Annotated in this window: 15 protein-coding genes and 1 other annotated feature; of the genes, 11 read left to right on the top strand and 4 right to left on the bottom strand. The window is 33.5% G+C overall.

The genetic code is table 11. The annotated features are described in order from the left end of the window. Positions 1-1,277, bottom strand: a 1,277-nt coding sequence (gene ahpF / locus N3C_RS08500; protein ID WP_074365608.1) for an alkyl hydroperoxide reductase subunit F, incomplete at its 3' end; no start/stop codon positions are given. A gap of 11 nt (positions 1,278-1,288) precedes the next feature. Beyond that, a complete protein-coding gene (gene ahpC / locus N3C_RS08495; protein WP_074365606.1) occupies positions 1,289-1,852 on the bottom strand; it encodes an alkyl hydroperoxide reductase subunit C in 564 nt (187 codons plus the stop codon). A 128-nt stretch (positions 1,853-1,980) separates the two neighbouring features. Between ahpC and N3C_RS15045 the strand changes: the two genes are divergently transcribed. From N3C_RS15045 to N3C_RS08455, 9 genes are all read left to right on the top strand, one after another. Beyond that, the gene (locus tag N3C_RS15045) at positions 1,981-2,133 is read left to right on the top strand and encodes a hypothetical protein (RefSeq protein WP_178377796.1); all 153 of its coding nucleotides are present in this window, start codon (positions 1,981-1,983) and stop codon (positions 2,131-2,133) included. 34 nt (positions 2,134-2,167) lie between these two features. Further along, positions 2,168-2,728 (top strand): rhomboid family intramembrane serine protease, encoded by a 561-nt coding sequence (locus tag N3C_RS08490; RefSeq protein WP_074365605.1) that lies wholly within the window; start codon positions 2,168-2,170, stop codon positions 2,726-2,728. Positions 2,729-2,932: 204 nt separating this feature from the next. After that, entirely contained in the window at positions 2,933-3,226 is a 294-nt protein-coding gene (locus N3C_RS08485) for a hypothetical protein (RefSeq protein WP_074365604.1), read from the top strand. Positions 3,227-3,325: 99 nt separating this feature from the next. After that, the gene (locus N3C_RS08480) at positions 3,326-3,757 is read left to right on the top strand and encodes a MarR family winged helix-turn-helix transcriptional regulator (RefSeq protein WP_074365603.1); all 432 of its coding nucleotides are present in this window, start codon (positions 3,326-3,328) and stop codon (positions 3,755-3,757) included. 52 nt (positions 3,758-3,809) lie between these two features. Further along, entirely contained in the window at positions 3,810-5,546 is a 1,737-nt protein-coding gene (locus N3C_RS08475; RefSeq protein WP_074365602.1) for an ABC transporter ATP-binding protein, read from the top strand. Continuing rightward, a complete protein-coding gene (locus N3C_RS08470; RefSeq protein ID WP_074365601.1) occupies positions 5,536-7,422 on the top strand; it encodes an ABC transporter ATP-binding protein in 1,887 nt (628 codons plus the stop codon). Before N3C_RS08475 ends, N3C_RS08470 begins: the two co-directional genes overlap by 11 nt. Positions 7,423-7,594: 172 nt before the next feature. After that, positions 7,595-8,611 carry a bifunctional glycosyltransferase family 2/GtrA family protein gene (locus N3C_RS08465; protein ID WP_074365600.1) on the top strand — a complete coding sequence of 339 codons (1,017 nt, stop codon included), beginning with the start codon at positions 7,595-7,597 and terminating at the stop codon, positions 8,609-8,611. Between the two features lie 42 nt (positions 8,612-8,653). Beyond that, on the top strand, positions 8,654-9,604 hold the full coding sequence (locus tag N3C_RS08460) for a phosphodiester glycosidase family protein (protein ID WP_074365599.1): 951 nt from the start codon (positions 8,654-8,656) through the stop codon (positions 9,602-9,604). Beyond that, positions 9,585-10,010 carry a hypothetical protein gene (locus N3C_RS08455; protein ID WP_242944068.1) on the top strand — a complete coding sequence of 142 codons (426 nt, stop codon included), beginning with the start codon at positions 9,585-9,587 and terminating at the stop codon, positions 10,008-10,010. Before N3C_RS08460 ends, N3C_RS08455 begins: the two co-directional genes overlap by 20 nt. Positions 10,011-10,071: 61 nt before the next feature. On the opposite strand, the gene thrS is transcribed toward N3C_RS08455, so the two are convergent. Continuing rightward, a complete protein-coding gene (thrS, locus tag N3C_RS08450) occupies positions 10,072-11,988 on the bottom strand; it encodes a threonine--tRNA ligase (RefSeq protein ID WP_074365598.1) in 1,917 nt (638 codons plus the stop codon). Between the two features lie 49 nt (positions 11,989-12,037). Further along, positions 12,038-12,269: a binding site (T-box leader), on the bottom strand. 222 nt (positions 12,270-12,491) lie between these two features. On the opposite strand from thrS, the gene N3C_RS08445 reads away from it, so the two are divergent. After that, positions 12,492-13,355: a methionyl aminopeptidase gene (locus N3C_RS08445; RefSeq protein ID WP_074365597.1), complete on the top strand. Its 864-nt coding sequence runs from the start codon at positions 12,492-12,494 to the stop codon at positions 13,353-13,355. A 90-nt stretch (positions 13,356-13,445) separates the two neighbouring features. On the opposite strand, the gene N3C_RS08440 is transcribed toward N3C_RS08445, so the two are convergent. Beyond that, positions 13,446-13,868 (bottom strand): hypothetical protein, encoded by a 423-nt coding sequence (locus N3C_RS08440; RefSeq protein WP_074365596.1) that lies wholly within the window; start codon positions 13,866-13,868, stop codon positions 13,446-13,448. A 222-nt stretch (positions 13,869-14,090) separates the two neighbouring features. Between N3C_RS08440 and N3C_RS08435 the strand changes: the two genes are divergently transcribed. Then, positions 14,091-14,813 carry an NAD-dependent protein deacylase gene (locus tag N3C_RS08435; protein WP_074365595.1) on the top strand — a complete coding sequence of 241 codons (723 nt, stop codon included), beginning with the start codon at positions 14,091-14,093 and terminating at the stop codon, positions 14,811-14,813. The last annotated feature ends 457 nt before the right edge of the window (positions 14,814-15,270 follow it).

The raw sequence follows: 15,270 nt of genomic DNA, 5'->3' as shown, positions 1-15,270 counted from the left end.
CCGGTAGAACGATCCATATAGGTGAGACCATCTACTTTATCCTTACCTGTAATTTCTTTTGTTTGGACATTTTTTAATACAGTTACATTAGGTAGGCTGTATAGACGTTCTTGTAACACAGAGTCAGCCTTTAGTTCAGGTAAAAACTCAAGGACTGTAACGTGGTTAACTATTCCAGCTAAATCTATAGCTGCTTCAACACCAGAGTTACCACCGCCGATAACTGCTACATTTTTACCTTTAAATAAAGGACCATCACAATGAGGGCAGTAGGCTACTCCTTTATTCTTAAACTCTATTTCACCAGGTACACCTATATTTCTCCAGCGAGCACCGGTGGATAGAATTACTGTTTTACTCTTTAAAATGGCACCATTTTCTAATTCTACTTCAATAAGATCATTTTTTCTTAAGCTTTTTGCTTTTTGTGCCTTCATAATATCTATATCATACTCTTTAACGTGTTCTTCAAAGCTTGCTGCTAGCTTTGGACCTTCAGTGTATTTTGTACCAATAAAGTTTTCAATACCTAGAGTGTCTAAAATTTGACCACCAAATCGTTCCGCTACAATTCCAGTGCGGATACCTTTGCGGGCTGCATAGATAGCGGCACTAGCTCCTGATGGTCCACCTCCAACTACCAGTACATCGAAAGGTTCTTTGCTTTCAAAGTCAGAAGTATCTGTAGAGTTATCTATCTTGTTTAGAATTTCTTCAATGGTCATACGACCACTGCTAAAGGGTTCACCATTTAAGTAAACCGTTGGAACTGCTAATATGTTTTTACTTTCTACTTCTTCTTTAAAGGCGGCACCATCAATCATAGTATGAGTAATGTCAGCATTTAGAAGACTCATTAGATTTAGAGCTTGAACTACATCTGGACAGTTATGACAACTTAAGCTTACATAAGTTTCAAAATGGTACTGACCTTTAATATTTTTAATCCTATCAATTACTTTTTGCTCAGCCTTTGGTGCTCTTCCGCTAACTTGAAGTAGAGCTAATACTAGAGAGGTGAATTCATGTCCTAATGGAATGCCAGCGAAAGTTATTCCTGAGTCAAAATCGGGCCTATTTACACTAAAGCTAGGAGTTCTCTCTAATTGAGCTTCCTCCACTTTAATTAAAGGAGACATGGAGGCTAGCTCATTTGCTAGAGCCACCATGTCCTTAGATATACTATCTGATCCAGCACTTACTGTTAGTAGTACAGGACCCTCCATTAGCTGGAGGTATTGGGAGAGTTGAGATTTAATATCTGCATCTAATATCATATTATACCTCATCAGATCTTTCCTACAAGATCAAGACTTGGCTTTAGTGTTGCTGAGCCTTCCTTCCACTTAGCTGGGCAAACTTCTCCAGGATTATTTCTAACATATTGTGCAGCTTTAATCTTGTTAATTAATGCGCTTGCATCACGACCTATGTTACCAGCATTAATTTCAACAGCCTGAATAACTCCATCTGGGTCGATGATGAAAGTACCACGATCAGCCTGACCTTCTTCTTCAATTAGCACATCGAAATTACGTGACAATACATGAGCAGGGTCACCAATCATAACATAAGTAATCTTGCCAATTGTTTCTGAGCTATCATGCCATGCTTTATGTGTAAAATGAGTATCTGTTGATACTGAATATACTTCTACTCCAAGTTCTTTTAATGCATCATAGTTGTTTTGTAAATCTTCAAGTTCTGTTGGGCATACAAATGTGAAGTCTGCTGGATAGAAGCAAACAACGCTCCATTTTCCTTTAAAATCTGCTTCTGTAACTTCTATGAATTTTCCGTTGTGGAATGCTTGAGCTTTAAATGGTTGTACTTGTTTTCCTACTAATGACATAAAAAATCTACCTCCTAAAAATTCTTATTAATTTACATATATTTTTATTTGTATGTACATATAAAACAATAATAATTATCTTCTGATAATTATTATTATATAAATTATGGTTAATGTCAAGAGGATTTTTGGAAAAAGTAGAAAAAAATTTTACGGTAACGGAAAAGGATGCGAAATTGCTATATTTGGATGGGAATCACAGAATATTTTTATCTAATCTTGAAATGGTAGGGGATTATGATATAGTTAATATATTAATGAAAGATATGATAATACTTTAAAGAATTAGGTTCTGTTTTGAAGGAGGAATTATTAGTGATAAAACGGATAAAATATAATTCACCGGTTGTACTTACTTTCACTTTTTTATCTTTTTTAGTGTTGATTTTAGGTTATATCACTAGGATGGAATCTACATATTTATTGTTTTCTGTATATAGGAGCAGTTTAACGGATTTCTTCTTCTATATAAGGTTGTTTGGTCATGTGTTAGGCCATGCGGATCTAGAACACTTTTTTAATAATTTTTTAATCATATTGTTAATAGGTCCTATGCTGGAGGAGAAGTATGGTTCTAAGTCCATGGTTATTATGATTCTAATTACAGCAGCGGTAACAGGTATTATTAATGTATTATTTTTCAACACAATTTTACTTGGAGCTAGTGGCATAGTATTTATGATGATTTTACTTGGTTCCTTTGTTAATATAGAAAGAGGAAGAATTCCACTAACCTTTATATTAGTCGTAGTTATATTTATAGGAAGAGAAGTTGTAGAAGGATTATTTGTTCAAGATAATGTATCTCAACTTACTCACATAGTGGGAGGAATTTGTGGAGCTTTCTTTGGTTTTAATAAAAGATGGAATATATAAATTTTATATAGAAAAAATATTTATAGATCCTGTAAAACAGTAAAAACTTAGCGGATTTCTGCTAAGTTTTTTTATTTGAAACAGAGTATAGATACTGCGGGATAATTGCTAATTTGTGCATAATTAATTTTAGTTATAGCAAAATATAAGTGTATATAACTGAGGCCTAGAAAGGGTAAATATGAAAAGAAAGGAAGATGCAAGATGAAAATAGAAGCTTATTTCAATGGAATAAAGAGCGCTAATGAGGCTGCTGAAAGTCTCAAGAGTAAGGGGTTTAATAATGCTTTTGTGGATATTAATGATAATAGTAATGATGCATATTGGCAGCTAGGTAATAGCTTGTTAAGCTCAGTAAGTTTTATGTCTAGTGGTATAGGTGGCTTTCAGGAAGTACCTGCTGTAAGCTATAGAGTGGTGGTGGAAACCAGTGCTGAAAAGGCCGAATATGCTAAGAATTTGATGAATAGCTTGGGTGGTATCGTTAACAAATCTTAAGAATAGGATTTTTGATGGCAAATTATTATTGACAAAGAAAGAAAAAATACTTATACTAATTAAATAGTTAGAAACCTAACAAAGAATAGGGGAGCTATTATGGAAAATCAAGTACATATAGGGAAACTATTAACTTCCCTGGCACACAACATTAACAGAAAAATAGGTAAAGAGCTGGCAGAGTACGATATTACAAGTATCCAAGGTAAGATTTTAGGCTTTTTATATTTTAATTCTGGTAAGAAGGATATATTCCAAAAGAATATAGAGGAAGAGTTTAATATTAGACGCTCCTCTGTTACTAGTGTTCTTCAACTTATGGAGAAGAATGGATATATACAAAGGGTAAGTGTTATTGAGGATGCCAGGCTTAAGAAGATTGTACTTACAGAAAGGGGCGTAGATACTTACAATAAGGTATATAATTCTATTCTGAAGGTAGAAAGGTCTTTAGTTGAAGAATTAAGTAAAGAAGAAATGGATATATTAATAACTTTAATTTCAAGATTGTCAAAAAAAGTTGCGGATTAAAGGCAATTTTTTTTTTGGTTTTAATTGTAGTTTTAAGATGAGGAGGGATTTGATGATAAAAAAATTAGCAAGTTATGTTTGTGAATTTAAGAAAGATACTATTTTAACCCCTTTGTATGTAATCTTAGAAGTGTTTTTGGAAGTGGCCATACCTTATTTAATGTCCATGATTATTGATAAGGGTATAGCAAACGAGAACATAAAATATGTAGTTTTTATTGGAGTAATAATGTTAATAACAGCTTTCTTGTCTCTTACCTGTGGGGTGTTGTCAGGTAAATATGCTGCTAGTGCATCAGCAGGTTTTGCAAGAAATCTAAGAAGAGAAATGTATTATAAGATTCAAAATTATTCTTTCTCAAATATAGATAAATATTCAACTGCTGGATTAGTAACTAGATTAACTACAGATGTAACAAATGTTCAAAATGCCTTTCAAATGATAATAAGAATTGCGGTTAGAGCACCAATTATGTTAATTTCTGCTATGGTAATGAGTTTTAATATTAATTCTAGATTATCATTAATCTTCTTAGGTGCTATAGTTTTTCTTGGATTAAGCTTGTATTTTATTATGACAGGAGCTCATCCATACTTTCAAAAGGTGTTTAAGAAATATGATGATTTAAATGCCAGTGTACAGGAAAATTTAGTAGGTATTCGTGCGGTAAAGGCTTATGTAAGAGAGGACCATGAAATTAAAAAGTTTCACAAGGCTTCTGAAACCTTATACAATTACTTTGTAAGAGCTGAAAAAAGGATAATACTTAACTCTCCTGCAATGCAATTTGCAGTTTATACCTGTATTTTATTGCTATCCTGGCTTGGAGCAAAGATGATAGTTTCGGATACTATGACTACAGGAGAGTTAATGAGCCTTTTTACTTACTCTACTAATATATTGATGAGCCTTATGATTATTTCCATGGTTTTTGTAATGGTAGTTATGGCTAGATCCTCAGCAGAAAGAATAATAGAGGTTATAGAGGAGAAGAGCGATATAGTAAATGATGAAAATCCTGTTTATGAAGTTAAGGATGGTTCTATAAGCTTTAATAATGTAGATTTTAGTTACAGTAAAGATCCTAATAATCTTGTTTTAGAAAATATTAATTTAAAAATTAATAGTGGTGAAATTATTGGAATTGTAGGAGGTACTGGTAGTGCTAAGAGTACTTTAGTTCAGCTTATTCCAAGACTTTATGATGTAACAAGAGGATCGGTAGAGGTAGGAGGCATTGATGTTAGAAAGTATGATATAGAAACTTTAAGAAATGAAGTTTCTATGGCATTACAGAAGAATGTATTATTCTCTGGAACTATAAAGGAGAATTTAAGATGGGGAAATAAAAATGCCACTGATGAAGAGCTCATTGAAGCATGCAAACAGGCTCAAGCTCATGAATTTATAGAAAAGTTCCCAAATAAATACGATACCTATATAGAACAAGGTGGAACCAATGTTTCCGGTGGTCAGAGACAGAGATTGTGTATTGCAAGAGCTTTGCTTAAGAGACCTAAAATATTAATTTTGGATGATTCCACCAGTGCGGTAGATACAAAAACCGATGCTCTTATTAGAAAAGCCTTTAGAGAAACAATACCGGATACAACAAAAATTATAATAGCTCAACGTATTTCCTCTGTTCAGGATGCGGATAAGATTATCGTATTAGATGATGGAAAGATAAGTGGAATCGGAACTCATGAAGAATTATTAAAGTCTAATGATATCTATAAAGAGATGTATGAATATCAAGTGAAAGGGGCGGAGGCAGATGAAAACTAAAGGAATGGGTGCTCCTAGTGTTAATTCGGGAAAAACCTTGAAAAGGTTAGTAGATTATGTGTTTCGCGGATACAAGTTACAATTCTTAATTGCTACAATAACTATTATATTAAGCTCTATCGTTAACGTAGTAGGAACATTGTTTCTAAGAAATCTTATAGATGATTATATAGCACCACTTTTAAATAAGACTTCGCCAGATTTTACACCATTACTTAAGGCTATCGTAACTATGGCTGTAATATATTATATTGGAGTTTTAGCTACTTATATATACAATCGAATAATGGTTATAATTTCTCAGGGGTCCTTGAAAAGAATAAGGGATGATATGTTTGAACATATGGAAACATTACCTATTAAATTCTTTGATACCCACGCTCATGGTGAATTAATGAGCTTATATACTAATGATACAGATGCTTTAAGGCAAATGATTAGCCAAGGTATACCTCAACTATTATCATCAATTATTACTGTTGTCAGTGTAGTTATTTCCATGATCTTTTTAAGTATACCTTTGACAATTATAGAAGTATTCTTTATTTTCTTAGTATCTTATGTTACTAAATTCATTGGAGGAAAAAGTAGAAAGTATTTTGGCTTGCAGCAGAGAGACATTGGTAAGCTAAATGGTTATATAGAAGAGATGATGGAAGGACAAAAGGTTGTAAAGGTCTTTTGTCATGAGGAAGAGGCTAAGGCTGATTTCGATAAATTAAATGATCAGCTTTGTGATAGTGCTAATAATGCCAATAAGTTTGCTAACATTTTGATGCCTGTAATGGGTAATATAGGATACATTAATTACGTTGTTGTATCGATTATTGGAGCTGTTTTAGCTATAGGAGATTTTGGAGCTTTTACTGTTGGAGCCCTAGCATCTTTCTTGCAGTTAACAAGAACCTTTAGCCAAACCATAAATCAGATATCTCAACAGTTTAACTTTGTTATCATGGCCTTGGCGGGAGCTGAACGTATATTTAACTTCTTAGATGAAGAGCCAGAAGTAGATGAAGGTTATGTAACCTTAGTTAATGTGAAGGAAAAGGAAGATGGTAGCCTAGAAGAGTGTAAGGAACGTACTGGAATATGGGCTTGGAAGCATCCTCATAGCGATGGTACCGTTACATATACAAAACTTCAAGGTGAGGTTGTATTTAACGATGTAGACTTTGGATACAGTGATGAAAAAATTATTTTACACAATATAAAGCTCTACGCAAAGCCAGGCCAAAAGATTGCCTTTGTTGGTGCAACTGGTGCAGGTAAGACCACTATTACTAATTTAATTAATCGTTTCTATTCAATTCAAGATGGAAAGATAAGATATGATGGTATTAATATAAACAAAATTAAAATGAATGATTTAAGAAGATCTTTAGGAGTTGTACTACAGGATCCACACTTGTTTACAGGTACTATAGCAGATAATATTAAATTTGGTAAATTAGATGCTACCGATGAAGAAGTAGTAGCGGCGGCAAAGCTAGCTAATGCCCATTCCTTTATAAAACATTTACCACAGGGTTATAACACAGTTATAACTGGGGATGGAGCTAACCTTTCTCAAGGGCAGAAGCAGCTATTAACAATTGCTAGAGCAGCCATTGCAGATCCGCCAGTATTAATTCTAGACGAAGCTACTTCTAGCATAGATACAAGAACGGAAGCTATAGTTCAGGATGGTATGGATAAACTTATGAAGGGTAGGACAGTATTTGTAATTGCTCATAGGCTTTCTACCGTTAAAAACTCCGATGTAATAATGGTGTTAGAACAGGGTAGAATCATTGAAAGAGGAAGTCATGAAGACTTAATCAATCAAAAAGGAAAATATTATCAGCTATATACAGGAGCCTTTGAACTTTCATAAGAATAATAAAATTCTATAGCACTCCATATAAAAAGTCAGCTTTTAAAGCTGGCTTTTTTGCTATTATTGCGAGTTTTTAAGTAGATATTTAAGCTGAGTTTAAGGTTGTATTTGTAAAATAGGTTCATAGCTTCAAGTTAATAGCAAATCAAATGCAAGGAGGGTGAAAATTATGGTGATTTTAATCCCGGCCTATGAACCTAGTAAAAAGCTCATTAAATTAGTATGTGAATTAATTTATGTTTGTGATTATGACATTGTAGTCGTGGATGATGGCAGTGGAGAAAACTATAGATACATCTTTGATAGTATCTCAAATCTTGGATGTACAGTTTTAACTCATGAGAAAAATATGGGTAAAGGTGCAGCTTTAAAAACTGGATTTAAATATATACAAGAAACTAATGAAGCAAGGGGGGTTGTTACTGCAGACTGTGATGGACAGCATTTAACAAAGGATATTATAAATGTGGCTGAGGCCATAAAAGAACACAAAAATTATGTGGTGCTTGGAACAAGAAGATTTGTAGGAAAGGTTCCCTTTCGAAGTCGCTTTGGAAATAGCGTTACAAGGGCTGTATTCACCTTTGCTAGCGGAGTTAAGGTCTATGATACTCAAACAGGGCTTCGAGGATTTTCTATAGATATGCTGCCTTGGCTTTGTGATATTCCTGGAGACAGATTTGAATATGAGATGAATATGCTTCTAGAGACTCTTCCTGCAGGCTACAGTTTTTATGAGATTAATATAGATACGGTCTATCATGAGCAAAATCAATCTTCACATTTTCATCCTTTAAAGGATTCTTTCAGGATATATCTACCAATAATTAAATTCAGCATGTCTTCGATTTTGTCAGGAGTCATTGATTTTTTACTTCTTGCAGTATTGCAATTATATACTTCTAATCTGTTTTTATCAGTAATAGGAGCAAGATTATGCAGTGCTTCGTTCAATTATACAATAAATAGAATTTATGTGTTTTCTAAGTTTAAGGATGCTTCCATTAAAAGGTCTTTGCCTAGATATTTTATACTGGCCGCCTTCATAATGCTTGTTAATTATGGGGTAATTGATATATATTACAGCCTATTAGGTTTATCCTTATTTTTAGCTAAAATACTTACTGAAGTAACAATTTTCCTTTTCAGCTATTGGGCTCAAAGAAGGTTTGTTTTTAGTAAATGATAGTAAATTATAAAGATTTAAAATGAAAGGGTGAAACTAAATATGAATAAGTTCCTATATAAACCCTATAGGTGGGCAGCTATTTACTCTATAATACTGGCTGCCGCCTTTACTTATACCTTACTTGATACTTTTGTACTACCAAAACCAATGGCTGAGGTTTCTAATGTTTCCTTATCTTCAAAGGAGGGATCGGAGGTCACTTCAAATTTCCAAAATACAGAATCATCTTCAACAAAAGAAGAAGCTCAAAAGAAAGCAGTGGTTTCAGAGAACTATTATGAGGATGAAAATATTAAAATAACCATTGAAAGTTACCGTAAGTATGATTCAAAGATCTATGTTGCAGATATTGAGATTTCTGATCCATCCTATCTGAAAACAGCCTTTGCTAATAATACCTACGGACGAAATATTACGGAAAAAACCTCAGATATAGCGGAGGAAAATGAAGCAATTTTTGCTATAAACGGAGACTTTTACGGCTTTAGGGATGAGGGCTATGTGCTTCGCAATGGGAAAGCTTATAGGGATACCGCCAGAAGTGGACATAACGATGCTTTGGTTATAGACAAGGATGGTAACTTATCTGTTGTTTCCGAAGAAGAGGAGAGTTTAGATTCATTAATTGAAAAGGGTGCCTGGCAGGTTCTATCCTTTGGTCCTGGGCTGGTGGTAGATGGTGATATTGTTGTAGATAGTTCCAGTGAAGTAGCAAAATCCATGAGAAGTAATCCTAGAACTGCTATTGGGCAGATTGATGAGCTTCATTATATTTTCATTGTATCTGATGGACGGAGCAGTGACAGTGAGGGACTTTCCCTTTTAGAGCTTGCTGAAGAATTCCAGAAAAGGGGTTGCTCTGTAGCTTATAATCTAGACGGCGGAGGATCATCAACTATGTACTTTAACGGAAAGGTTATAAATAATCCTACTAGTGGTAGAAAAACTGGAGAAAGAAAGGTGAGCGATATTGTTTATATTGGCTATTAATAAGAGTAATAATAAAGAGACTTTTAAAAAAGCTGTAAGGATATATCTGATATTATCAGCAGTAGCTATAGTTATAGATAAGGTTTATGGTGCTTTTAGTCATGGGGTAGACTCGGCAGCAATGACTTGGATGTTTTTGTATCCTTTGCTAGGCGGGGCTCTTTTCTATTTCATAATTGATAAGCTTATTCCACATATCACTAAATTTGCAGGCTGCAGAGTATTTATGAATTTATATAATTCAGGAATTGCTACATTCACAGTAGGCAGCTTTCTTAAGGGGATATTTGAAATTGCTGGTACAAACTCCTCTCATTTAAAATACTACTATATGACCGGAGGAGCATTTATAGTAGCAGGATTAATTATTATGTTTAAAATTGCTATAAGTAAGGATAAGTTTTAATAGAGATAGATAGAATTAAAGGCGGTGTAAAATCCTACACCGCCTTAAAACTTAAAATATATTATTCAAAGGATAAGCTTCTAGAAGCGATTTCTTCTTTTATTCTAGAAATAAAGTCTTCTATTGATACTAGTCCTTCATCTCCAAGTTTTCTGCTTCTTAGTGAAATCATGCCTTGCTCCTGTTCTTTCTCTCCTAGTATAAGCATATAAGGAACTCTCTCATTTCTTGCCTCTCTGATCTTATAACCTATCTTTTCAGTTCTGCTATCAATTTCAGCTCGTATACCTTCGGATTTTAACTTTTTAAGTACAATAGAAGCATATTCTTGGTATTTATCGGATATAGGCAATAACTTAACTTGTACTGGTGCTAGCCAAGTAGGGAATTTTCCTTCGAAATGTTCTATTAATATACCCATAAATCTTTCCAAGCTTCCAAAGATAGCTCTATGAATTACTATAGGCTTATGCTTTTCTCCATCGCTGCCTATATAACTTAGATCAAAACGTTGTGGAAGCTGAAAGTCTAATTGAATAGTACCACATTGCCATTTTCTGCCTATACTATCTTCTAGGTGAAAATCTATTTTTGGTCCATAGAAGGCACCATCACCAGGATTAAGTTTATATGGCTGACCAAGTTCCTCTAAAGCTTCCTGAAGGGCATTTTCTGCTAAGCGCCAATCTTCTTCACTTCCCATGGAATCCTCTGGCTTTGTAGATAATTCAACTTCATACTTAAAGCCAAAACAAGTATATATTTCATTAATTAAGCTCATAACCCCTTTAATTTCATCCTTAATTTGCTCTGGAAGCATAAAGATGTGGGCATCATCTTGAGTAAAGGCACGAACTCTCATAAGACCGTGGAGAGCCCCTGATAGTTCATGTCTATGAACTTTACCCATTTCTGCAGCTCTTATTGGTAGATCTCTATAGGAATGCATTTCTGAATTATAGATAAGCATTCCGCCGGGACAGTTCATTGGTTTTATGGCAAAGTCTTGATCATCTATTTGTAAAGTATACATATTATCCTTATAGTGATACCAATGACCGGAAGTCTCCCAAAGCTGACGGTTTAATATAAGAGGAGTTTCTATTTCAATATAATCGTATTTTCTGTGAAGCTCTCTCCAATAATCTATAAGTATATTTTTTAAAATAACTCCCTTAGGTAGGAAGAATGGGAAACCGGGGCCTTCATCCATAAGAGTAAAGAGTTTTAGTTCTTTACCTAATTTTCTGTGGTCTCTTCTTTTAGCTTCCTCTAACTTTTCTATATGCTCATCAAGTAGTTTCTTTTTAGGGAAGGAAGTACCATATATTCTTTGAAGAGTTTTATTGTTGCTGTCTCCCTTCCAATAGGCTCCAGCTAGACTTAATAGCTTTATTGCTTTTACTGCTTTAGTTGAAGGTAAATGAGGTCCAGCACATAAATCTACAAAATCACCTTGTTTATAGAAGGAGATTACTGCATCTTCTGGTAGGTCCTTTATAATTTCAACCTTGTAATCTTCTCCTTTTTCACTCATCACTTTTATAGCTTCTTCTCTTGGAAGTTCGAAACGTTCTATATCATAGCCTTCTTGTACTATCTTTTCCATTTCCTTTTCTATAAGAGCTAAATCTTCCAAAGTAAATTTATGCTCACTATCGAAATCATAATAGAAGCCATTTTCAATGGAAGGACCAATGGCTAATTTGGTATTAGGATAAAGTCTTTTTACAGCTTGAGCTAAAATGTGAGCGCTGGTGTGTCTAAAGACATCCTTTCCATCATTATCTTCAAAAGTTAGTATGGTTACTTCATCACCATCCTGCAAGCTGTAAGTTAGATCAACCACCTTGCCATTTACTTTTGCTGCTAAGGCTTCTTTAGCTAACTTGTTACTGAGTTCCTTACATAGGCTTAATACGGTGGTGCCTAAAGCCACCTCTTTCAATAGGCCATCTTTGAGTTTAACTTTAATCATTGTAATCCTCCCTTCAATATTTTTATAATATAAAAAGACATCCATCCCACAATGGGACGAATGTCTAAATCCGCGGTTCCACCCAAATTAAATTCAATGTGAATTTCTCTTAAATAGTTAATATCGGAACAACCGGTGATATTTCATAGCATATATGCTACTACTAAATCACTGCTCAAGGGTAGTTTTCCTAAGAACCATATTTAAGGCTGCTTTCAGCTGGTAACAGCCTCTCTCTGTAAACTGGGTTTCCTAGTACTCTTCCTTGTCATAGCAAAATATGAATTTATATTATTTGATTTTATATCACTTGTTTTAATGTGTCAAGAGTAGTAAATATGTAACTGTATATCCTTTAATAAGAGACTTTACAGAAAGATTAATTAGAGATATATTATAGGCTAAAGGGTCTATAGATTTAAAAATGTGTTAAAATAATAATTGTGGATGTAAAAAGCTTTAAGTGATAATATATTAATATAGTATTAAAAGGAAGTGGAAATATGCGAAGACTAAATAGAAACGATGAATGCTGGTGTGGTAGTGGATTAAAATACAAGAAATGTCATTTGGAGCAGGATTTGAAGCTTTATGAATACGCCCAGCAAGGTTATATAATACCTCATAGAAAGCTCTTGAAGACTAAGGAGCAAATAGAAGGTATTAAAAGAAGTGCAGAAATTACTAAAGCTATACTTGATAATGTAGGTTCAATAATTAAAGAAGGAATTACTACCAACGAAATAAATGAATGGGTTCATAATTTTACAATAGAACGTGGAGGAATTCCTGCACCATTAAATTATCAAGGCTTTCCAAAGAGTGTTTGTACATCTATAAATGAGGTTATCTGCCACGGTATACCTGATAATACGGTTTTAAAAAATGGAGATATAATAAATATTGATGTAACAACTATATTAGATGGCTATTACTCTGATGCTAGCAGAATGTATATGGTTGGAGAGGTAGATGAAAGGGCTGCTAAACTTGTAAAAGTAGCTAAAGAGTGTTTGGATATAGGAGTTGAGGCTGTTAAGCCTTATGGAGATCTCTATGATATAGGAAGAGCTGTGGAACCACATGCAAAAGCAAATGGATATTCAGTTGTTAGAGATTACGGCGGACATGGTATTGGAACACGTTTCCATGAGGATCCTCATGTAGACCATTTTGCTAGAAAGGGTAAGGGAATGCTTCTTATTCCAGGTTTAGTTTTCACCGTAGAACCTATGATCAATGAGGGTGGATATGAGTGTAAGCTTCTTCCAAATGATTGGACGGTAGTAACTAAGGATGGAAAGTTATCTGCTCAATGGGAGCATACTATAGTAGTTACAGAAACAGGAATAGAAATAATAGTATAAGATATTTTTCTATAAGAAACATAGGCTTTCTTTCAGTGATACTGGGAGAAAGCCTTTTTACATATGCCTTTATCCAATTACATAATATTATTATCCATTACTGAAAGCTTCTTCAACAATGAATTTTATATCGCTTTCTTTCATCCAACCTTTAATCACATTTTTATTAGTAGAGGGGATAGACACTTGGTACCAGTATTTATTTAGTACTTCTGCCTTGTCTAAAATAGAGACCTTTATGGACTTAAGGCATTGATATACTATAGGAGAATTATCTAAAGGGCTTAAAAATATATAGCTATTATCAGTGGTGTATCCGCTTCCATAAGAAGGTTCTGAGTAGTTTATATTAACTGTAGAGAAAGTAATATTTTCTTTGGAGGTTTTCCTTCTAAATTTTTCATTTTGCTTTGTCAGTAGTAAGATAGTTTTACGCTGTCTTTCTAACTTGGATTCAAAATAAATATATTCACCTGCAGCAATTAAAAGAGCCAATAGAAAGAGGAAAAACAAAGCAAGCACCTCCGATAAACTATTTGTTTGATAATTTTTCTTTCATTTTATTAAATACTAAAGACAAGTTTTTTTATGGAAATAAGGAATATACATATATAATATTCTATTGGTATTAATAGCATAATATAACGAAGCTATAGAGATAATTTTATTGAAATTTACATAGATGATAAATAATATAGTGGTATAATTAATGTTAGCATATAAAGAGGTGATATTATGAGCTTAGACAATTTAAAAAAGGTTATAAAGGAATCTGATAACATTGTTTTTTTTGGAGGTGCTGGCGTATCCACAGAATCAAACATTCCTGATTTTAGAAGTGCTAGTGGTCTTTATAATGAAAAAACACAAAGCAAGTATTCTCCTGAAGAAATTTTATCACATGACTTTTTTATGGAGCATACAGAAGAATTTTATGATTTTTACAAGAGCAAAATGATCTATGTAGATGCTAAACCCAATGATGCCCATTTAGTTTTAGCAGAGCTTGAAAAAATGGGGAAATTAAAGGCTGTAATAACACAGAATATTGATGGTCTTCACCAGAGCGCAGGGAGCAAAGAAGTTCTAGAATTACATGGTTCTGTTCATAGAAATTATTGTACCAAATGTCATAAGTTTTTTGGTTTAGATTATATAATCAAGTCTAAAGGTATTCCGCTATGTGAGGAATGCGGAGGTATTATAAAACCGGATGTTGTATTGTATGGAGAAAATCTTGATATGGATGTTTTGCATAGGTCCATAGACTATATAGCAAAGAGTCAAGTATTAATAGTGGCAGGTACTTCTCTTACTGTATATCCTGCAGCAGGGTTGATTAGATACTTTAAAGGAAAGGAGCTCATATTGATTAACAAGACACCAACTCCTTATGATAAGTTAGCACATATAGTTATTAATGATAGTGTAGGGAAAACTTTACGAAATGTTTTATAGAGTAGTTGTTGACTCTTTATGTTCTAACTTTGTCTTTGTATAACAACAATACCAGGTGTATCGATATTAGAAATATGTCAAAATTAAGAGAAATTTTGTGATAGAATAAGATAATTTGTTTAAATAATCGATACTTAAAATGTGTAAAAAATAGAATGTGATATTATAAATCATGTCGTTGGACACGAAAACTTTCAAGACAAAAGTTTCAATAAAAATTTTTAAAAAGTCTTGACAGAAATCCAGCGATGATGTTATTATGAATAAGTCGTCAAGAACGGCATGGTCTTTGAAAATTGAACAGAGATTAAATGATAATTCTTTACAGAATAAATCATGGTCAGCGATTTCTTTGACAGGTAAAAACCTGAAAGATAAAAAGCGATAAAAGGTATAGAATGAAAAATTGTAAACATCTTGCTTTCATAAAAATCCTTGAAGATTGGATATTTTATTT

The sequence above is a fragment of the Clostridium sp. N3C genome (genome assembly GCF_900095445.1).
Classification (GTDB): Bacteria; Bacillota; Clostridia; order Clostridiales; family Clostridiaceae; genus Clostridium_AU.
This window is presented reverse-complemented; position numbering and strand designations above follow the sequence as displayed.